The sequence below is a fragment of the Halostagnicola larsenii XH-48 genome, assembly GCF_000517625.1.
Classification (GTDB): domain Archaea; phylum Halobacteriota; class Halobacteria; order Halobacteriales; family Natrialbaceae; genus Halostagnicola; species Halostagnicola larsenii.
On the sequence record NZ_CP007057.1, the window covers coordinates 122,176 to 141,688 of the forward strand.

The following is a 19,513-nucleotide window of genomic DNA, read 5'->3' on the forward strand; positions in this document are numbered from 1 at the left end:
TCCACCATTGGAATAAAGAACAATACTGGAGTTCTAATACCTTTGACTGTTTTGACAACCCACCATAGTTTCACGCGGACCAAGGTATGTGGAACGCTCACCTCCCTTGTAGATAATAATCCGATCTACGATCAATCCGGGGTCGAGTGCTGACAATCTCAACGTCTGTTTCCCAGGTTCAGTAACGCGATGTTTGCTCACACCGATTGCAGCTCCTCTCAAGACGTTCTGCTGCCATTCCGGATCGTGTTCGCCACCATTGGGAGCGATGGATACTGCACGCCGGTCTTCCTCATCTAGCGCGACGGCGTAGCGGAGATCACGCTCTGAATTGATAGCCTGTGTCGGAACACAATGGACCTCGATCTCAACGAGTCCGGAAGATGTGAAGTTGACATCATATTCCAGCGATGGAGCGTCATCGCTTTCAAGGCCATAGCTCGAAAACAGGGACGGACGAATGGCCATCGTTTCTCCGGAGACACGGCCCGGAACCTCACATCGTTCCCACGTTTCAGACGAGCCACCGACAGCATAGCTGAAGTGCTCCGCTTCAATAGCAACGACGCCGTTAATCTCAACGAAGTCGCCGTCGAGATCGTTAGTTGGGTTGATTGTCTCGATACCGACTGTTTTTCGCACGTCTGGGCCCTCGATAGTCACCTCGCCTGCCGTTCGACCCTCGGGGACTATATCCCAGTCGATTCCAACCCATATTCGACATTCTTCGCTGGCGGTCCCCTTCTCCTCCGACAGTCGGATCCACTCGTTGCTCGTCGTTGTCGACCACTCGACAGGATCGCTTCCGCGGGCATAGATATCGACGAAGTGCCTGTGATCGACGTGACTGTGGAATGTTGGGAGTACTGGAGGGCACACTTCGTCCCTACGGACTGGCATAAAACGCCCTTCGATAGCAATGCCGAGGGCGGCACCGTCGATTGGCTCGTAGTGTCCCGTCCCGGGAACGTCGAACACTGGCAAGTCGTGCGGGTGATCGGACATCATCCCCTCCCACTTGCCCTCGACCAGTGTCTCATTGTAGTATCGAGTTTCGGCTTTGATACGATCTCGAGCACGCTCTGACAATTCGGCATATCGGTTCGCAGTTGTCCGTCCCTGCCCTGCATAGAGTCGACTTCGAGCGGCATACAGGAACTTTTCAGACATCAGTGCGGCACATCGTATCTGATGCAGTACAAGCTGGTAGAAGCCCGGTCGTTGGTCTACCGGCAGCGCCTCAAAGACTTCCTCTCCCCGGTCGACTAACTCCTCGAACGTCTCAATGCGTCGTCGAGCCTCGTCTCCGCTGTTCGTGAAGCTAAACGCCGGCTCGTCGGTTTCCGTATCCGGATACACCGTCGACCAGCCCATGTGCTCTGGCATGCGAGCGTGCGATAGGCGGTAGTACTCCGTGAGAATCTTGGCAATCTCTGCAGCGTGTGCTTCTTCAAACTCGCGAGCGGCCCACCGTTTCAGCCACGTCAAAACTGACTCCGAGCGGACTGCCTCTGTATCCCACGCAAGATCAAGGAAATATTCCATCTCCTTTTCGGTGGGCTTGATGTCGCCGACATTGGCGATCCAGTATTCCGCTGCACCGGCGTCATATGCTTTGCCCATCTCGGTTTGAATAAGACTCGGTGGAATACTCGACAGCCAGAGGTAATCGTGGGGGCTGCCCCAGTAGGAAAGGTGGTAATAGATCCCCGATCCACCAGCGCGCTCGCTCTCAGATGCAGTCGGGAGTTCACGGATGTAACCGAAGTTATCATCAGGCCACATCAAGCAGACATCTTCCGGGATATCGAGCCCCCCACGATAGATGTCTAGCACCTCTTTATAGGGGCAGAACACCTGCGGTATTTCTTCAGCGGGTTGGGCATGCACCTCGTCGAGGATCTTGCGTTGATCGTCAACTACCTTCTGAAGCAGTTCGAGTTTCTCTTCTCTACTATCTCCTCCCGGCATTCCGGAGTCGTGGATACCGCGCATACCGATAGTGAAGATGTTACCGTAGGCACTGACATCTTCTACCCGTGTCCGCCAATAATCCCGGATCTGTCCGTCGTTGGTCTTGTAGTTCCACTCCTCACGCGGCGTCTCCCACTCGTCGACGTTATTGCGGTGCATCGGCTCGCAATGGGAGGTACCGACTATCATTGCATACTGATCGGCGACCTCGGCATTCTCTGGATATCGATAGAACGCCTTCGTCCCTGGGTGCATCGCCGGCCAGATCGTGTTTGCTTTCAGGCGGAGGAGTAATTCGTAGATCTTGGCATACGTCTTCGGACCGAGGCCGTCGCGATCGGTGGCCTCTTCTGGCGCAAAGGTTTCTGACGCCCAGGGCCGAATGCCCCAATCCTCATCGTTCAGAAAGATCCCTCGGTAGGTGACGTCCGGAGGCCCCTCTCGATAGGTGCCAGCCTCGACGACGAGTGACTCACGCGTCTCAGACGGAATGTCTGCCCACCAGTACCACGGCGACACACCAATCCTCTCGGAGAGTTCGTAGACACCGTAGGCGGTACCGCGCTTGTCGCTTCCTACGATCAGAACGCATGAGTCGACTCCCGAAATTGATGGTTCTACTGTTGTAATAACGAAGCTTTCCTGTTTCTTAGAAAGAGATGCCGCGTCAATGCTGTCCTCCGGTAGGCACGTTTCGACGCCTGTAGAATTGCCTAACGTACCGACAATCACGGCTGGACCAGCCAGATCGTCGAGGGAACTGGACACTGGTGGTTTGTCACCGGTAACCCTCTGCACGTCAGCTGCGAGATCGCGAGCCGAAATTCCGACGACATCATGATCATCCTCATCAAAGTAGATCGTAGCCAACTCGTCATCAATTACAAGCGGTACATCGCTTTCGGACGGTGATTCTGTTAGCATCATCCTTCGGAAGGTCTGCCTAGATATACAAGGGTTTCGGAACTAGTGACATTAAATTCACAATAGGTAAAAATAGACTATTTTAAGCGCCACGCATGGATTAGAACCTATGATATCTGCTTCTAATTTCTGGGTTAAAACTGCCAGCTGAACTGTGGATACGTGTTACTCTTAGTCCGTGTTCGTCGGCGCGAGTTCACCGGCCTCAACCAGTTCGGTCAGGGCGTTCCCGTCAGCCTCGAGCGGAAGATCGATTCGCGACCGCTGACGAGCAGATTCCCATATCCCGAAGATTATCTCGGTTGCCCGGAGGGCGTGGTCACCAGAGATAACCGGCTGGTCTCCGGATTCAAGACAATCACAGGCGTGCTCGATAGCGCGCCCAATCGCAAAAGCATCCTCGAGTTCGAACGATTCCCAACCGGTTGTCTCATCACTGCGGTAGCGAACGTTGGCGTCAGCCCCATCCGGTTGAATTTCGATCACCCCTCGGCGGCCGGTGAGTCGCTGGTCACAGCCGATCACGTTGGCACCGGATTCGTATCCGGTTGAGGCGATTCCATGGACGCCGTTTCCGTATGACCACGACGCGAGCCCCTGATTCTCGTTGTGGACGCCGTAACGGACGTCTTCTTCCGTGTAGTGGATTTGGCCTATAACCCATTCGGCACTTCGTTCGCCCGCGAAGTGATTACTGAGATCAAAGAGGTGCGATCCGAAATCGTAGAGGTTCTTGCCGCCCATTTCAATACGCTCTAAGTCGCCGATCACGCCGTCGTCGAGTAGGCTCGATGCCTTCTGCCAAAATGGATGAAACCGGCGTTGATGGTTTAACGTTAACTGGATGTTCTTTTCACGGGTGACTTCAACCATCTGCCTGGAATCGGACCAAGTGTGAGCCATCGGTTTTTCACAGTGGATTGCACCTGGAATACCGGTCTCAGCGGTACTGGTAACGAGGTCAGCGTGCGTCGGAACCGGCGTGGCGATACTGACGATATCTGGTTCAACCGAGCGGAGCATCTCGAGGTGGTCCGTAAAGACGTTCTCGTCGTTGATGTCGAATTTGCTTGCGAAATCCTCAGCGTTCTCGCGAACGATATCTGCACAGGCGAGGAGATCACAGTGAGAGATATCCTGGTATGCTTTCCCGTGTTGATAGGCCATCGCGGCGCTCTCTCCCCAGACGATGTTGTCGGGTTCCGGTCCAGTTCCGATTACTGCAGCAGTTACTCTTGCCATCTGATTCATATCCGTATTTCATTCAGGGCGTGTTAAATCATTCGCACTATCGTGATTGGTTGGCACAGTCGAATGACTCACAGCGGTGTACGACGATATATATTTACTGGAGGATACAAATAGTACGAACGAAATGAGCGCGTTATATCGAATCGCGATTGCCGGTATCGGTGCGGTAGCTGACATGCATGCGATGTCGATCGCCGACATCGAGGACGCGACGCTTGTCGCTGGCTCCTGTCGAACAGAACAGAAAGGAGAGGAGTTCGCGACGGAACACGATTGTGAGTGGTACGAAGACACAGAGAGAATGCTCGAGGAGACATCACCAGATATCCTCATCGTCTGTACTCCGAGCGGCGCCCACCTAGAGCCGACGCTTGCGGCCGCAGAGCGCGGTATCCACGTTCTGTGTGAGAAGCCTCTCGAGATTACGACGGAACGGATCGATCGGATGATCGAGGCTGCCGAGACAGCGGGAATCACGATCGGCGGCGTTTTTCAACAGCGCTTTCGGGATATCTTCCGGCAGGTCCACGAGGCGGCTATCGATGATCGATTTGGTAAACTCTCGGTCGCAAACGCCTACGTTCCGTGGTGGCGCGAGGACGACTACTACGATGGCGCCTGGCAAGGGACCCAAGAACTCGACGGGGGCGGTGCATTGATGAATCAGTCGATCCACGGTATTGACGCCACCCAGTGGCTTGCCAGCGCGACGATGGACCTTGACCCGGATGAGAACCCGATCGAAGAAGTCGTCGCCTACACCGGTCGTCGTGCCCACGATGACGACCTGATAGAAGTCGAGGATACCGCTGTTGCGATCTGTCGCTACCACGACGGCACGCTCGGTCAGTTCCTCGGAGCGACATCGATGTATCCCGGGTCCCTACGACGTATCCAGTTGGCTGGCCGTAACGGCACCGCAGAAATCCTCGAGGACGAACTCGTAACGTGGGAGTTCCAGGAGGAACGCGAGACAGACACGACGATTCGCGAGCGGTTTGCCGCAAAGAGCGAAACCAGTGGTGGCGCCGCGGATCCGATGGACATAGACTACTCGAATCACCGCGAGAATATCGAGGCGTTCCTTGAGGCTCTCGCTACGGACGCCCACTATCCGCTAAGCGCGACCGAAGCCCGAAAATCCGTTGCGATCATCGAGGCCATATACGAGTCAGCCGATACGGGATCGCCCGTTCGCCTGTCCTGAACTCGTTGGCAGAAAAGTCATGTAATTGTTGTTTTTGTCCGACTCGGGATAATTCCCGAGCACTCTACAGGAAGTCCCCCGAACAGACGCTTTCTCATTCAGGAGGGCCGACAGGAGATGAACAAGAACATCACGCGGACGGGGCGCGCCTCGCTTGTCACCGCTTGCAGCGTAGCCTCGTCTGGATGTTCGCTGTTATCTCTATCCCAGTGAGCCGTACGATTTCATTTCGAGCAGTTCGTTACCTTCACCGGCTTCATCGGCGAGAATACAGGAGATGTCGCCGAGGTGTTGCACATCGTGAACAGAACGTCCTTGCGGACCATCTCGAGAGGCTCTCTCCTAGCTAACTACGAAAACCTGAACCTGAGAGTGGCTTGTATTTCTACACGAATATTTGTAAGAGAAAACAATTTTAACTGTGCTATGATAATCACAAGTATGGAAGTTAGAGATATTGAGGCCATTCCGCTTTCACACTCGCTCCCAGAGAAGCGAGGTGTCGGAAGCGCGCGTGGAGTACATACCAATCGTGCGACGACGCTGATCCGACTCGAGACTGCAGACGGGTTAGTCGGCTGGGGCGAAGCATTTGCCCCCGCTCGGACGGTCGCGACACTCGCTCAGGAACAGTTCGCTGACCGTGTCAAAGGGCTAAATCCACACGATGCCGAAACGTTCGTAGAAGAGTCGTATACGCACGGGTACCACTTCGGCCGTAGCGCTTTCACTCGATGTGCCGTCAGTGGGATCGACATTGCGCTCTGGGATCTCGTTGGTAAGTCCGTTGGTGCGCCAGTCAGCGAACTACTCGGCCGCCGTCGAGACGTTCTGGAACCGTACGCCTCGTCAGGCTATATTACCGAGTGGAATCAGCCGATCGAAGAACCGATGCGGGCTGCCGTTGCGGACGGATTCACTGCCGCAAAGATTAAAATCGGACGCGGAATCGAAGACGATTACAACCGTGTTTCGACCGCACGAGAAATTCTCGGGGATGATGCGACGCTCATGGTCGATTTCAACGGAAACTATCGCGCTAAGCAAGCTATTCGTGCCGTTAACGAACTCACTGAATTCAACGTAGGATGGGTCGAAGAACCAGTTGCTGCCGAGGATGTTGACGGTCTTCGCCGCGTTACTGAGACCGTCGACGTTCCGGTCGCGGCCGGTGAGGCTCATTTCAGCCGGTTCGAGTTTGAGCGATTGGCTGACGAGCGTGCCGTCGATGTACTCCAGCCAAACCTCGGTCGGTGTGGCGGGTTCACCGAGGCCCGCGCGCTTGCGGATCTAGCAATGTCGAAGAATCTCACGGTTCGGCCACACGTCTGGAACAGTGCGGTCGGCGTGGCAGCTGCCATCCAGTTCGCTGCATCGGTTCCACAATACCCCCACGAAGCGAACATTCCGGAACCGCTCCTCTTCGAGTACGATCGCTCGAGTAACCCACTTCGCTCTGATCTCCTAGTGGAACCGTTCGATCCGACTGATGGCGAACTTGCAGTTCCTCAGGGCTCTGGGCTCGGTGTCGAGATTGACGAGGCCGCCGTCGAGCGATTTCGCGTCGATTAGCGTAGAAGCATCATCACGACGAATCGTCAGTTGCTAACTCCGTTTTGGCCCGGCCTTCTGTTCGCTCTCTACAAGGAAAGTAGACAAAGACCCTTGGGTGACCAGTCACCATCGAATAGCGCCTAAAACGGTGCACTCACTATAGCGAGTCGAGGAACTCAGCGCCGTAGTCAATCGAAGCGAGAGGATCCTCGGGGTCATCGTGTTCGTAGATGAGCCACTCAGAACCCGCGTCGCGAGCAGCGTCGGCGCACCCCTGCATGTCGACATCTCCTTCGCCGATCTCGCGGAAGCATTCCCTCGGTTCGGCGTCAGTATCGAGATCTTTCATGTGAATCAATGGCATTCGGTTCCCATACGTTTCGATGAGTTCGATCGGATCCCGTCCAGCGTACTGTGCCCACCCGACATCCAGTTCAATCTTAATATCGGTACGTTCAGTGAGCGTCTCGAATCCCGTTACTTCGTCGTCGATATTACCAAACTCGTGGTCGTGGTAGTGATAGTGGAGATCCCAATTCTCATCGTCGAGTTCGTCGTGTAATGCTGAAAGTCGCCTCGTCGTCTGATCGATAGCATCGACAGATTGGAACTCGGATTGGGGGAGATACGGAACAGCTGCCTCGTTGACTCCAAGCGCTTCATAGGCTATACGAACTTCGTCGAGGGATTCCTCGAGTTTTTCGATGCTAACATGTGGAGGTGGTACTTCGAGACCAGTCTCCTTGAGCGCTGTTGCGATCTCTTCGTGATCACCATCAAGCGCTGTGTGATTCCCGGAAAACTGAATCCCATCGTAGCCTGCCTCGGCAACGCGGTCGATAAGTTCTAAAACCGAATCGTCGAGTTCTCGAACGCTATATACGTTTATGGCTGTTCGGACCATATGGACACTATCTATTGCGGGGGTTATCGTTCTTGTGATCGTTTCCCGGGCCCGTCTTCTATGTTCGGTCGGAGTAGACCAGACATCCCGCAAGAGCCATCACAGTCAGGATCGTCACCGCTACGCACGAATATGGACTTAGGGTCGTGAGTCCAATAATATTAACAGTCAGATATTGTATGTGTTGATAGTGTAACGATCTCGTTGGAAGTAGTGAGATTGTGTTCAAGCAGCAACGATCGCTGCTCTGCGACAACATATTTACAAACGTACTATCGTAATTATATTGGAAGTGTATTTTGGTCCTCTAGTTGCTGAAATTAGATTGATGCTGCTCAACCTCTCCTTCGCCATTAATAATGTATATAGAACCACACTCTGATAGAATCCAACATCGTTAACAATCAGAAATATAACAAGAACGCGAAATACACAGCAATGACTAGGAACCTTATATCGCCTACGACGTTACCGATACGCTATCCTATTGAACACGCTCGGAATTTGGTTCGATGGGGGACGAATCTTTGAAGGACACCCGTCACTGGACCAGGTTCGACTCACAACTATCTATGTGTCCTAGTAAGATTGCTTACGAGCAAGAACGAATACGAACTGTTTCGACAGACCATCAACCGACGAATTCAGGGCGGTTAATTGCAACCGAGGCCCGATAATAAGGTGGCGTAATCAACGGCTCGCGACTCGACATGCACGGGTCGGTCGGGCGCAGTCACCGACCAAGCATCTGTTGGTATTCGAGTCCCCTTCCCTAATCGTGTGTCCGCGTCTCTTCCGAGCAAACGGTATCGATAACGCCGCGAAGGTATCCGACGGTAAACCCACGCGCTCGATGTCTCCAATCATTATCGCCGCGCATCTTCGGCACGTGGTCGGGAATAACCGCTCCCTCGAATCCGATATCGTGGAGCGTTCTCACTGCGTTACTAGTATCGAAATTCCCCCTATCAACGAACGTCTCGTGGAATTTCGGGACCGTCCCGACGACATCCCGGAAGTGAATGAAGACGATCTGGTCACGCTCACCAAATCGTCGGATCACGTCGGTCACGTCTTCACCCATCTGTGAGAAACAGCCCAGACAGAGCTTCAAGCCGTGATTATCGCTCGGAACGAGGTCCATCGCCTTCTCGAAGTTTTCGACGTTCCGAAACAGCCGCGGGATGCCACCCAGGGACTCGAGCACCGGCGGGTCAATTGGATGCAGCGCGAGGTCGACGCCGGCTTCCTCCGCGACCGGGAGCACGGTTTCGAGGAAGTCTTGGTAGTTGTCCCAGAACTCTTCTTCGGTGTAGGTGCGCTCGAGGCCGGGTGCGAGGTCGTCCGGATTCTCGAGTTCATCGTAATCGAACGCAGTCGCCTCTGCCCCACCTCTCGTCTCGACGGGTGCGGTTCGCATCGGGACGACGCTACGCGGGTTCCACTGGTAGCCCAGTACGGGGATATCGGCTGCTCCCAGGTTCCGGATTAGTGTCGTTATCTGCTCAAGAGCCTCGTCGGCACCGTTGCGACCGAACATGATGTCTCCGTACATCGAATACGGAAGCGACTGGATACCGGTAAACGACAGTCCTGCATCTTCGATGCGGTCTCGAGCGGCCTCGAGTTCGCTCACCGATGGAATCTGGTCCGGGCCGACGGCGATCGTTTCAGAGCCATCGCGATCGTTGAACTCGTCGGGTTCCTCCTCGGTGTCAGCGTGATCGACAAAGATGTCAGTCGCACCAAGTTGGCGGATGTATCGTAATCTATCCTCCGAGAGAGATCGGGTTCGAACGCCGACACGGACAGCACCACTGTGAGTACTGGACATGGTTAATCACTCTCTCGGAGTAACTAAACGGTTGCGAGACTTCGCCATTCGGTGAACCCCTCACTGACGATTCTTGAGATTTCCTCTCGAAGCGATTACACAGTAACCCTTGTGATGAAGGAGCGAGAAAGGGTAGCACGATGTCAGAAGAGACGTTCGTTGACGTGCTTTGTCGGTCCCGTCACAAGTTCCGACTGCTGTTTATGGTGTCGGTGCTCTCGTTGTTCATCCTCGGCGCGGCATTGACTGCTATCGAGCCGGGGACGGGAACGTATGTCATCACGATTCTCCAGATTGGGACGTTTCTCGTGATCGGATCCGTCTCACTCGGAATGATGGTAGTGTGCTCGCGCCGAAGCGTGTGAGTCCGGCTATCGGTTGTCTCTGAGTAGAGAAAATGTAGTTTTACCGCCGAGCGATCATCCGTTGCCCTGACTTGAAAACCGTTTTATCGGGAACGTGTGCAAACATTCTAGTATCATAATCTATGATCTCTAACCGTAATGTATATATGGTTGGATTGTAACGTATACGCCGTGGGAACAATGATCAATGACTGTAATCGTTTCACCAGACGTACGTTTGTCGGCGCTACCGGCGGCGCACTGGCCACAGCAGTAGCTGGTTGTCTCGGTGGGGGAAATAATGATTCGACGTTTGTGACTCCAAATGATACTGGTCGTCCAGCGACGGAAGTCCATTTCAACCCGTGGAATCCGGCGAACTACGCCCAGACATTCGGGATGTACTGGCGTCAGCGAACCATCTCTTCACATCCAGATGGTACCGTTTCGTCGGCCTTCTTCGAAGACATAACTGTCGATGGGAGAGAGATCACGATCGAATTCCCGACGGATTGGACCTACTGGAACGGCAATGACATCACTGCAGAGGATTATTTTGTTGCCGCTGAGATCGATCGTTACCAAGATCCTGAGGGGTCATCGATCGAGGGTCATGAACTCGTCGACGACTACACAGTCCGACGAACCTACAAAGAAGACATCTCCCCTGTCGTCGCCAAAATGAACGCTAATTACGGAATGGAAGCGCCCAAATCGGAGTTCAGGGAATATGTTGATCGGTACGAAGAGGCGTCGAGCGAGAGCGAACGGCAGGCAGTAACTGACGAACTCCTCCAGATGACGATTCCGACAGAGGAATTTGTCGACAAGGGGCTCGGTAGTTCGCTGTTCAGAATCGAGGATTTCACCTCTTCGGAGACGCTAGCCGTGAAATATGACGACCATCCGTGGGCGGACCGAACGGACATCGAGGAGATCCGGCTCATCCCGTCTGTCGACGGCAGTGGTTCAATCGAGGAACTCGGGCGGAGCGATGAACTCGACATGACCAAGTACATCACCGAAGATCAGATGTCACGATATCCAGATAACATCGAGAACATCTACAAATTGGATCATTACAACTGCCAGAAGTACATCTTAAACTGGAACAACGAACACCTCTCGAACAGATCGGTTCGTCGCGCGATCATCTCGGCAATTGATATACCCTCGATCGTCGATGCGGCAGCGCAAACCGGCAAACTGGTGTCGCCCACAGAGGTCCAAACGGGTATTCGAGAAACGATCGAAGACACGTACCTCGGAGACGGCTTCACTGATCAGCTTATCCAGTATCCTGTTGAAGCCGACGAGGAGACGGCGATTGAATACATGGAGCAAGCCGATTACTCACGAGAAGACAACACGTGGGTCAGTCCCGACGGCGAGGCTGTCGAACTCAATATAATCACCGACTCCGGGATCGACAAGGTACAACCGACGAACGTCCTCAGCGACCAACTAACCGGTTTTGGAATTGAGACGAACTTGGAGACCGTCGGCCAGGATTACTACACGAGAGTGCAGGAGTGGGAGTTCGATATTGCCTGGATGTGGCACGTCGCAGTGGCGAACTGGCATCCCACGGCGTACTTCTCGAACAATTTCTACGGTCTCCTCGCAGGCAATCCAGACAGCAATTCCGATACAGGTCCAACCGGCGTCCCATTCTCACTCGAAATTCCCGAGGAAGTCGGCGCAAAAGAGGTCGGAAGCAATGGCATCGAAATCAATCCTGCACAGCTCATGACTGATCTGGGTGCCTCCTCGTCTGAAGAAGAGACGATCGACCTTACTCAACAACTCGTCCAGTGGGTCAACTACGACCTGCCGTCAATCATCCACATGCAGGAAAACCGTGGATTCGGCGGCGACGTCGAGAACTTTAGTTTCCCTGATCCGGACGATGATGGGGTACGCCTTGACCAACCGAGTCCTGGCCCAATGGCTCTCTGTAGTGGACACATTTCAACTAAATAGCCATTTGTCCACCACAGGTATTATAGTGGCAATCACGTAATACAGTATCACTATCAATGAGATATGAATAGTAACTATTTCCTCAAGCGTGTCGGACAGGCAGTACTGACGTTCGTTGCGACGGTAACGCTGACGTTCGTCCTGTATCGGATGATGCCGGGCGGTCCAGCACAAGCGCTCGAGAACGTCATCCTCCAACAGCAATCGTCAGGAGGCAATACGATCGACCCCGAACGGATCGAGCTGTTGGTTTCACAGTATACGAACCTCGAGAGCGACGCACCGCTGTACGAACAGTACTACCAGTACATGCACAGCGTCTTCATCGAGCAAGACCTCGGGGAGTCGCTCTACTCAAATGATACCGTGACCCACCTGCTGGCCGAACGCATCCCCTGGTCGATGCTCATCAGCGTCTATGCGATGGTGATCGGCTACACCGTGAGCATCGTCCTCGGCGCGATGATGGCGTTCAAAGAGAAGTCCCGATTCGACTCCATCTCGTCGGTGGTCCTCATCGGCCTCAACTCGACGCCGTACTACGTCGTCGGGGTTTTGCTCATTTTCTTCTTTAGCATCCGGTACGAGTTCTTCCCGAGAGGCGGCCGTGTCGGGCTGGGTATCGACCCGGGCTTCAATCTCGCGTTCATGCAGAGTATCGCCTATCACGCCATGCTCCCCGTGTTCTCGATGAGCGTCCTCGGACTCGGCACCGCACTGACCATGCGAGGGAACTCCGTTCGTGTGCTGGGCGAGGATTACCTGCGCGTCGCGAAACTTCGCGGCCTGCGAAACTCTCGCATCGCGACCCAGTACGTGGGGCGCAACGCAATCTTGCCGATGTACACGCAGTTCATGATCGGTATCGCGGGCGTGCTCAGTAGTTCGGTCATCGTCGAGGAAATCTTCACGTACCCCGGCGTCGGACTGCTGGTCTACGATGCCATCCAGGTGCGTAACTACCCCGTTCTCATGGGCTCGCTGATCGTGTTTACTCTCATCACCGTTATCGCGATTCTGATCGCTGACCTGACCTACGGCTTCGTCGATCCTCGAATTTCGACTGGAGGAGATAATGAGTAGCAACCGACCTGACGACCAGGAGGGACTCGAGTCCCTCTTCGAGACAGATATTGATCGAGAACCGGTGTCGCGATCCGAGCGGTTCAAGCGCCAGTTCGACCTGTACGTCCTCGCGCCGTGTCGCGTCGCGATGACCGACTGGCGGGCCGTCCTCGGAACCGCGATTCTCACCGTCTTCGTACTGATGGGGACCCTCGGCGTCTGGCTCGTTGATCAACCCTTGAGCGGAGACGCACCAAATCTCGTCCCACCGTTTCAGAACACCGAGTACATTCTCGGCACCGATATGAACGGCGAGCCGATCTTGGCTCAACTCATCCACGCGACGCCGGACATGTTCCGGATGGTGTTCGCCGGCGCCGTCGTGAGCATCGGGTTCGCGGCGATCGTGGGCGTCGTCTCGGGCTTCCTTCGCGGAACGATGGTCGATAGGTTACTGATGGGAGTAACGGACATCATCATCACGATTCCCGGCTTGCCGCTGGTGATCGTGCTGATCGCGATCTTTCAGCCGACCGATCCGTACGTTATCGGCGTCTTGCTCGGCCTCGACAACTGGCCCGGACTGGCCAGAACCGTCCGATCACAGGTGCTGAGTATCAGGGAGGAATCCTACGTCGAGGCGTCCCAGATCATGGGCATCTCGACGGGGACGATCCTTCGCCGGGACGTCCTCTCCCAGCTCATGCCCTACATCACCGTCAACTCCGCGTTGGCCTCGCGACGGATCATTTTCGAGTCCGTCGGGCTGTACTTCCTGGGGATTCTGCCGTTCACGACGTTCAACTGGGGCGTCATGATGAACCTCGCGTACGAAAACCACGCGCTCAGTACGCCGGATATGTACCACACGCTCGCGCTCCCCCTGCTGACCATCTTCATGATGTCGTTCGGACTCGTCTTGCTCTCACAGGGGCTCGACAGCGTGTTCAACGTCCGACTCAGAGCGCGACATGCCTCGACGATCGACGACGACGGAGGGCCAAACTGATGAGCCGAGTAACCGACCGAGCCAACAACCACATGCGAGTAACTGACCATCACCACTCGAGGACGACTCATGAGTAAGACAGACCCGATCGTGGAGGTTCGAGACCTCGACGTCACGTTCCAGATGAATCGTGGGCAATCACGCGTCGTCCGCGACGCCGATATCGACGTCTTCCGGAACGAGACGCTCGGCATTATCGGCGAGAGCGGCAGCGGGAAATCGATGCTCGCGTCGTCGTTTCTCAACGCCGTCGTCGAACCGGGCGTCTCGACCGGCGACGTGACGTACTATTCGCACGACGGAGAGCCAACCAATGTTCTGGAGTTATCCGAATCCGAACTGGACCGATTCCGCTGGGAGGAAGTCGCCATGGTGTTCCAGGGCGCGATGAGTTCGTTTAACCCCGTCCTGAAGATTCGGACTCACTTCAGGGAGACGCTGCAGGACCACAACCGCGACGTGGGCGCAGGAATGCAGCGCGCACGCGAGCTCTTAGAGAGCGTCTACCTCGACCCGGATCGAATTCTCGATTCCTACGCGCACGAGCTCTCCGGCGGGATGAAACAGCGGGCGCTCATCGCGCTCTCGCTCGTCCTCGAGCCGGAGCTACTCGTGCTCGACGAGCCGACGGCGGCGCTGGACCTGCTGATGCAGCGATCGATCGTGACGCTCTTGGAGCAACTGCAGGACGAGTACGACCTGACGCTCGTGTTCATCACGCACGACCTGCCACTGTTGACGAAGTTGGCCGACCGGATTGCCGTCATGTACGCCTTCAACATTATCGAGATCGCGACGACCGAGGATATCCTCTACGATGCCTCACATCCGTACACGCGCGCATTGTTGGATACGACGCCGGATCTGAACGTGCCGGTCGAGGAGATGAACATCATCGAAGGCAGCAAGCCGGATCCGGTTGACCAGATTCCGGGCTGTTCGTATCACCCTCGGTGTCCGATGGCCGATTCGCAGTGTCGAGCAGAAGAGCCGCCGATGCTGGCTGTCCGCGACGGCCACGAATCGGCGTGTTTCTACCACGACCAGGCAGCGGAGGCGGTTCCGATCAGCGCCGCGCCGGACACCCGGCCGGCGACGAGCAAAAACGCCGCGACCGACGGGGGTGACAACTGATGGCGACGTCCGAACCGGTGCTCTCACTGGATAACGTTTCCGTCGAGTTCACCGATGACGGCGGCTTGCTCAATATGTTCGGCGACTCCGAAACCGTCAGAGCGGTCAATGACGTCTCCCTCGAGTTCGGCGAGCAGGAGACGCTCACCCTCATCGGGGAGAGCGGATGTGGAAAGTCCACGCTCGGCAAGACGGCGATTGGGGCCCAAAAGCCGACCAGCGGCTCCATCAGCTACCGCGGGCAGGATATCTGGGCGGCGCGAAACGGGTCGGGCGACGTCTCGATTCCTTTCGACGAAATCCGCCACTCGCTCCAGATCATCCATCAGGATCCGGGCAGCGCGCTCAATCCGAACCAGCGAGTTCTCACTTCGCTTTTGTTGCCGCTCCAGAAGTGGTATCCCGACCTCAGCCGCGAGGAGTGCGAAGAGCGCATCCATACGCTGTTCGAACGGGTCGGCATGTCGCCGCCGGGAGACTACCTCAACCGGTATCCGCACCAGTTGAGCGGCGGGGAAACCCAGCGCGTGGTTCTCGTGCGTGCGCTCCTGTTGAATCCCGATCTGATCCTCGCCGACGAGGCGATCAGCGCACTCGACGTCTCCCTGCGCGTCGAGATGATGGATCTCATGCTCGAGTTGCAGGACCTGTTCCAGACCTCGTACCTGTTCATCTCCCACGACCTCTCGAACGCACGGTATATCGCCGAAAAATCCGGCGGCCGGATCGCGGTGATGTACCTGGGTGAGATCGTCGAGATCGGGACGGTCGACGAGATCGTCGAGAACCCGCAGCATCCCTACACGAAAGCGCTGCAGTGGGCGACGGCGAACCTCTACGAAGACGAACCGGACGACGAGTTCCCACTGCGAAAAATCGATGTGCCCGACCCGACGGATCTCCCGTCGGGCTGTCACTTCCATCCGCGGTGTCCGAACGCTCGAGAGGTGTGCCAACAACAGCATCCAGGCCGGATCCACGCGAATGGCAACGCAGAAAACTACGCACGATGTTTCCGTGCCGATGAGGACCACGAGTACTGGAACAGTCCCAAGGTGACCGACGAGTAATCAGTCGTCGATCTCACTCTCAAAATACCAACAAACAAATATGTCATCAACAAGTAACCAAGACAACGTGTCATCGTCGGACGAACCGAGCACAACAGCGCCCTTGAGTGTACGAATTCCCGGCAGTCTCGGTGTTTGGGTGTCGTTCATAGTCGCCATCCTGTTGCTCCTTAGCGGAATGCTGGTGTTCGATGGACCGATGGCTGGCGTGCTCGGCCTGTGGGGTCTGTCGCTTCTCGGGGTCACAGTTGTCGGAGTCTTCGCGTACCGAATCTGGTATCGGTACGGTTCATAACTTCGGATGCTCCTTCCAACCGCTTAGGTCGGTTTCCTTGAGAGCGACCACTAGTGTGGGTAATCGGGCCTCAACGAACGAAAACGGCTATATTTTTATTGTATCACGATATCTGGTGGACTATAGGCGTCGATAGCTCGATTTCAAATAGATCAATACGAATCGGCGGGCAAAAAGATCGTCAAATGCAGGTAATCACCGATACGTGTGCTCGGATGACTGTCCTCCACACCTAAAATTATATGTATGTAAAACTCATAACTATTCATAGCTTGCCCAAAGCGAGAGGTAACCCTAAATGAAGGCATTAGTCCATACCGGTCCTAGATCGATCGAGATTCGCGAACGTGAAAAGCCAGCCCCCAACGCCGACGAAGTACTCGTCCGTGTCCACACCGCAGGACTGTGCGGCAGCGATGCACACGCGTACACCTACGAAGACGGCTACGAGTGGATTCCCATTCCACGAATCATGGGCCACGAGTACTCTGGAGAGGTCGTTGATGTCGGAAGTGAGGTCACCGACTTCTCTGTCGGCGACCACGCCGTCGAGGAACCGATCCACGACTGCGGTACGTGTTTCCAGTGTAAGAACAGTCAGCCGAACGTTTGCCAGAATTTCGAAATCACGGGGATGCACAACGACGGAGCCTATACGGAGTATACGACCGTCAAACCTCGTGATCTGCACCATATCCCCGATGAAATCCCGCTCGATCACGCGAGCATCACTGAACCGCTCAGCATTGCGACTCGTGCGGTATTCGACCAGTCGAACGTGGCTCCCGGTGACACCGTTCTCGTCGAGGGGCCCGGCCCGATTGGGGTACTCGTTGCCGCAGTCGCAGATTCGATGGGTGCAGACGTGCTCGTCTCAGGCCTCCGCAAAGATACTGTATATCGACTCCCACTTGTTGAACAACTCGGTATCGAGACAGTCGATATCGAGAACAACGATCTCTCGATGCTCGTCGACGACCATACCGACGGCATCGGCTTCGATGCTGTCTTCGACACGACCGGCCACCAAAGCGGCGTCGAAATGGCAATCGACCATGTCCGTAAAGGAGGACAGGTGGTCGTTGTTGGGCTTTCGGGTGCCCCGAGTGAAGTGTTCATGACGCCAGTCGTTCGCAGTGAAGTCGATCTGAATACGTCCTACGGATCGACTTGGCGTAACTTTGAACAGGCTATTCGCCTCCTATCCACCGGTGCGATCGATGCGGACGCGATCATCGATCGATCGTTCAGCGTCGACGAACCGACCGCCGCGTTCGAGGCGTTCCTTGAGTCAGAAACCTGTAAACCCGTCTTTGCGTTTTCCGAGTAACACCGGTATTGAGAGGTCCAGAATCGGCTCTCGATACGACATGAATATTTGCAGTGATAATCGGTCCTCATGGGCGAAAGAGTTCTCTGGAGAGAGGACAGCTGCGAAGAGGAACGTGGCTCGCGGTTGGAGATGGGCGTGTATCGAATCTGCGTAGCGATTCCGTTCGCCAGGGAACGCATGAAGTATCGTTCCCGGATAGGTCCGTATGGGAGATAGTTGGCTACAGTGGCTTCAGGGTTGCCTCTTTTTTGATACCCATAGAGATGACTAATCGACGGTACGCTTCTCCCAACACCGAAGCTAAACCCGGTGTTGCACTGGATCGACTGGCGATAGCTTTATTTAATATCTGGCTGATTTAGTGACATGGCCCACGCCAAGCTACAGCACGGTCTGCGAAGCGTCGCAGTCGGTTTACTGACGCCGTTTGACGACAACGGCAGAATCGAACACGAGAAGCTCGCCACAAACGCAAAGGAACTCTCGAGTGCGGGTATAAACACGTTTCTCGCGTGCGCGAACATCAGCGAATACCACTCGCTGTCCCAGCAAGAACGCATCAACGTAACCGAGACGAGCGTCACAGCGCTTCCGGATGATAGATGCGTGCTGGCCGGTGTCGGTGGGAGCACAATGAACGCGACGGAACTCATCACCGCTTACGACGAACTGGGCGTCGACGCAATGATGGTCATGCCGCCGGACCACACCTACCTTCACGAGCAAGGGCTGCTTGAGTACTATCGCTCGCTCGCAGCTGCGACAGACACAGGTATCGTTCCCTACGTTCGAGGCTTCGACCCATCGGTGGAATTTTTGGCGTCAATGACCGAAATCGATGGTGTCGCGGGTGTTAAGTTTGCCCTCGAGGATCCGGTCAAACTCGGTGAGGCGGTCGTCGCCGGCAGCGATGATGTCGTCTGGGTTGACGGCCTCGCGGAGCCGTACGCGGTCCCGTTCTGGGCGCAGGGTGCTGAGGGATTCACCGCAGGTGTGACGAATTTCGAACCTCGACTCGGTCTCGCCCTGTTATCGGCGCTTCGAGCGGGAGAGTGGGAACGGGCCCGCGCGCTTCAGAGTGCTGCGGTTCCATACCAGCAGTTCCGGAGCCGGACGGGCGCTGACAATACGTTATCGGGCGCAATCAGTGTTCCCGCAGTGAAGTACGGCCTCGAACTCGCGGGATACAACGGTGGGAGCGTCCGCGAACCGATAATTGAACTCACAAATCAAGAGAAACAACAAGCCGAGGGACTCTACGACCAACTCCAGACCGATTTAGATCGCTTGGTCTGAAATCGCCACTGCCTTTCTCGTTTCTTCTTACTCTCTATGGGTACTTCCCTTGAGTAACAGCTCTCGTAAGCCTCTACCGACGAGGAATCGGCTCGGAAGTGAGGCGCATCGTCAACTTCTATACGTATTGGACACACAGCGTTCATCGGACAGATAAGTGGGTTATGTAAGTGGAGAGGATCAATTCAAGAGACTTACCGAATCCATGGCGTCCGGTATTACCGAAAATAGGTGTGTATGGAAAGCCGCCTGTTTACGGTAATACATTCGTAATAGCGGAAATCGTTATTTCCCACTACAACCGAGTAAACGGGCTGTATCGGAGTTTTACGCTTT

At 55.2% G+C, this 19,513-nt stretch carries 14 protein-coding genes; 10 read left to right on the forward strand and 4 right to left on the reverse strand.

The genetic code is table 11. The features are described 5' to 3' along the window. Nucleotides 1–33: 33 nt before the first annotated feature. Together HALLA_RS16925 and HALLA_RS16930 are read right to left on the reverse strand one after the other, a co-directional pair. Nucleotides 34–2,901 carry a glycosyl hydrolase 115 family protein gene (locus HALLA_RS16925; protein WP_242406243.1) on the reverse strand — a complete coding sequence of 956 codons (2,868 nt, stop codon included), beginning with the start codon at nucleotides 2,899–2,901 and terminating at the stop codon, nucleotides 34–36. Nucleotides 2,902–3,069: 168 nt separating this feature from the next. After that, nucleotides 3,070–4,149, reverse strand: coding sequence for a Gfo/Idh/MocA family protein (locus HALLA_RS16930; RefSeq protein WP_049954686.1), 1,080 nt, complete (start codon nucleotides 4,147–4,149; stop codon nucleotides 3,070–3,072). A gap of 124 nt (nucleotides 4,150–4,273) precedes the next feature. Between HALLA_RS16930 and HALLA_RS16935 the strand changes: the two genes are divergently transcribed. Together HALLA_RS16935 and HALLA_RS16940 are read left to right on the forward strand one after the other, a co-directional pair. Continuing rightward, nucleotides 4,274–5,356: a Gfo/Idh/MocA family protein gene (locus HALLA_RS16935; RefSeq protein WP_049954687.1), complete on the forward strand. Its 1,083-nt coding sequence runs from the start codon at nucleotides 4,274–4,276 to the stop codon at nucleotides 5,354–5,356. Nucleotides 5,357–5,797: 441 nt separating this feature from the next. Then, a complete protein-coding gene (locus HALLA_RS16940) occupies nucleotides 5,798–6,928 on the forward strand; it encodes a mandelate racemase/muconate lactonizing enzyme family protein (RefSeq protein ID WP_049954688.1) in 1,131 nt (376 codons plus the stop codon). Nucleotides 6,929–7,067: 139 nt separating this feature from the next. Here the strand turns inward: HALLA_RS16940 and HALLA_RS16945 are convergent, their stop codons facing one another. Together HALLA_RS16945 and HALLA_RS16950 are read right to left on the reverse strand one after the other, a co-directional pair. Next, nucleotides 7,068–7,907 carry a sugar phosphate isomerase/epimerase family protein gene (locus HALLA_RS16945; RefSeq protein WP_242406244.1) on the reverse strand — a complete coding sequence of 280 codons (840 nt, stop codon included), beginning with the start codon at nucleotides 7,905–7,907 and terminating at the stop codon, nucleotides 7,068–7,070. A gap of 679 nt (nucleotides 7,908–8,586) precedes the next feature. Further along, complete coding sequence (locus HALLA_RS16950; protein WP_049954690.1) at nucleotides 8,587–9,648, reverse strand: mannonate dehydratase; 1,062 nt, start codon at nucleotides 9,646–9,648, stop codon at nucleotides 8,587–8,589. Nucleotides 9,649–9,788: 140 nt separating this feature from the next. On the opposite strand from HALLA_RS16950, the gene HALLA_RS16955 reads away from it, so the two are divergent. The 8 genes from HALLA_RS16955 to HALLA_RS16995 all read left to right on the forward strand — a co-directional run bounded on the left by HALLA_RS16955 (nucleotide 9,789) and on the right by HALLA_RS16995 (nucleotide 19,177). Further along, complete coding sequence (locus tag HALLA_RS16955; protein ID WP_049954691.1) at nucleotides 9,789–10,013, forward strand: hypothetical protein; 225 nt, start codon at nucleotides 9,789–9,791, stop codon at nucleotides 10,011–10,013. A 180-nt stretch (nucleotides 10,014–10,193) separates the two neighbouring features. After that, nucleotides 10,194–11,975 (forward strand): ABC transporter substrate-binding protein, encoded by a 1,782-nt coding sequence (locus HALLA_RS16960; protein WP_049954692.1) that lies wholly within the window; start codon nucleotides 10,194–10,196, stop codon nucleotides 11,973–11,975. A gap of 63 nt (nucleotides 11,976–12,038) precedes the next feature. Further along, the gene (locus HALLA_RS16965) at nucleotides 12,039–13,058 is read left to right on the forward strand and encodes an ABC transporter permease (protein ID WP_049954693.1); all 1,020 of its coding nucleotides are present in this window, start codon (nucleotides 12,039–12,041) and stop codon (nucleotides 13,056–13,058) included. Further along, nucleotides 13,051–14,049: an ABC transporter permease gene (locus HALLA_RS16970; RefSeq protein WP_049954290.1), complete on the forward strand. Its 999-nt coding sequence runs from the start codon at nucleotides 13,051–13,053 to the stop codon at nucleotides 14,047–14,049. The genes HALLA_RS16965 and HALLA_RS16970 overlap by 8 nt, the downstream gene beginning before the upstream one ends. A gap of 69 nt (nucleotides 14,050–14,118) precedes the next feature. Beyond that, nucleotides 14,119–15,183 carry an ABC transporter ATP-binding protein gene (locus HALLA_RS16975; RefSeq protein WP_049954291.1) on the forward strand — a complete coding sequence of 355 codons (1,065 nt, stop codon included), beginning with the start codon at nucleotides 14,119–14,121 and terminating at the stop codon, nucleotides 15,181–15,183. After that, nucleotides 15,183–16,253: an ABC transporter ATP-binding protein gene (locus HALLA_RS16980; RefSeq protein ID WP_049954694.1), complete on the forward strand. Its 1,071-nt coding sequence runs from the start codon at nucleotides 15,183–15,185 to the stop codon at nucleotides 16,251–16,253. Before HALLA_RS16975 ends, HALLA_RS16980 begins: the two co-directional genes overlap by 1 nt. A gap of 593 nt (nucleotides 16,254–16,846) precedes the next feature. Then, a complete protein-coding gene (locus HALLA_RS16990) occupies nucleotides 16,847–17,878 on the forward strand; it encodes a zinc-dependent alcohol dehydrogenase (protein WP_049954696.1) in 1,032 nt (343 codons plus the stop codon). A gap of 369 nt (nucleotides 17,879–18,247) precedes the next feature. Next, nucleotides 18,248–19,177: a dihydrodipicolinate synthase family protein gene (locus HALLA_RS16995; protein WP_049954697.1), complete on the forward strand. Its 930-nt coding sequence runs from the start codon at nucleotides 18,248–18,250 to the stop codon at nucleotides 19,175–19,177. Nucleotides 19,178–19,513 lie beyond the last annotated feature (336 nt).

Excerpts from the sequence above, each read along its gene's own strand:
- HALLA_RS16925 (WP_242406243.1), bottom strand. The coding sequence starts at position 2,901 with ATGATGCTAACAGAATCACCGTCCGAAAGCGATGTACCGCTTGTAATT.
- HALLA_RS16930 (WP_049954686.1), bottom strand. The coding sequence starts at position 4,149 with ATGAATCAGATGGCAAGAGTAACTGCTGCAGTAATCGGAACTGGACCG.
- HALLA_RS16935 (WP_049954687.1), top strand. The coding sequence starts at position 4,274 with ATGAGCGCGTTATATCGAATCGCGATTGCCGGTATCGGTGCGGTAGCT.
- HALLA_RS16940 (WP_049954688.1), top strand. The coding sequence starts at position 5,798 with ATGGAAGTTAGAGATATTGAGGCCATTCCGCTTTCACACTCGCTCCCA.
- HALLA_RS16950 (WP_049954690.1), bottom strand. The coding sequence starts at position 9,648 with ATGTCCAGTACTCACAGTGGTGCTGTCCGTGTCGGCGTTCGAACCCGA.
- HALLA_RS16955 (WP_049954691.1), top strand. The coding sequence starts at position 9,789 with ATGTCAGAAGAGACGTTCGTTGACGTGCTTTGTCGGTCCCGTCACAAG.
- HALLA_RS16960 (WP_049954692.1), top strand. The coding sequence starts at position 10,194 with ATGATCAATGACTGTAATCGTTTCACCAGACGTACGTTTGTCGGCGCT.
- HALLA_RS16965 (WP_049954693.1), top strand. The coding sequence starts at position 12,039 with ATGAATAGTAACTATTTCCTCAAGCGTGTCGGACAGGCAGTACTGACG.
- HALLA_RS16970 (WP_049954290.1), top strand. The coding sequence starts at position 13,051 with ATGAGTAGCAACCGACCTGACGACCAGGAGGGACTCGAGTCCCTCTTC.
- HALLA_RS16975 (WP_049954291.1), top strand. The coding sequence starts at position 14,119 with ATGAGTAAGACAGACCCGATCGTGGAGGTTCGAGACCTCGACGTCACG.
- HALLA_RS16980 (WP_049954694.1), top strand. The coding sequence starts at position 15,183 with ATGGCGACGTCCGAACCGGTGCTCTCACTGGATAACGTTTCCGTCGAG.
- HALLA_RS16990 (WP_049954696.1), top strand. The coding sequence starts at position 16,847 with ATGAAGGCATTAGTCCATACCGGTCCTAGATCGATCGAGATTCGCGAA.
- HALLA_RS16995 (WP_049954697.1), top strand. The coding sequence starts at position 18,248 with ATGGCCCACGCCAAGCTACAGCACGGTCTGCGAAGCGTCGCAGTCGGT.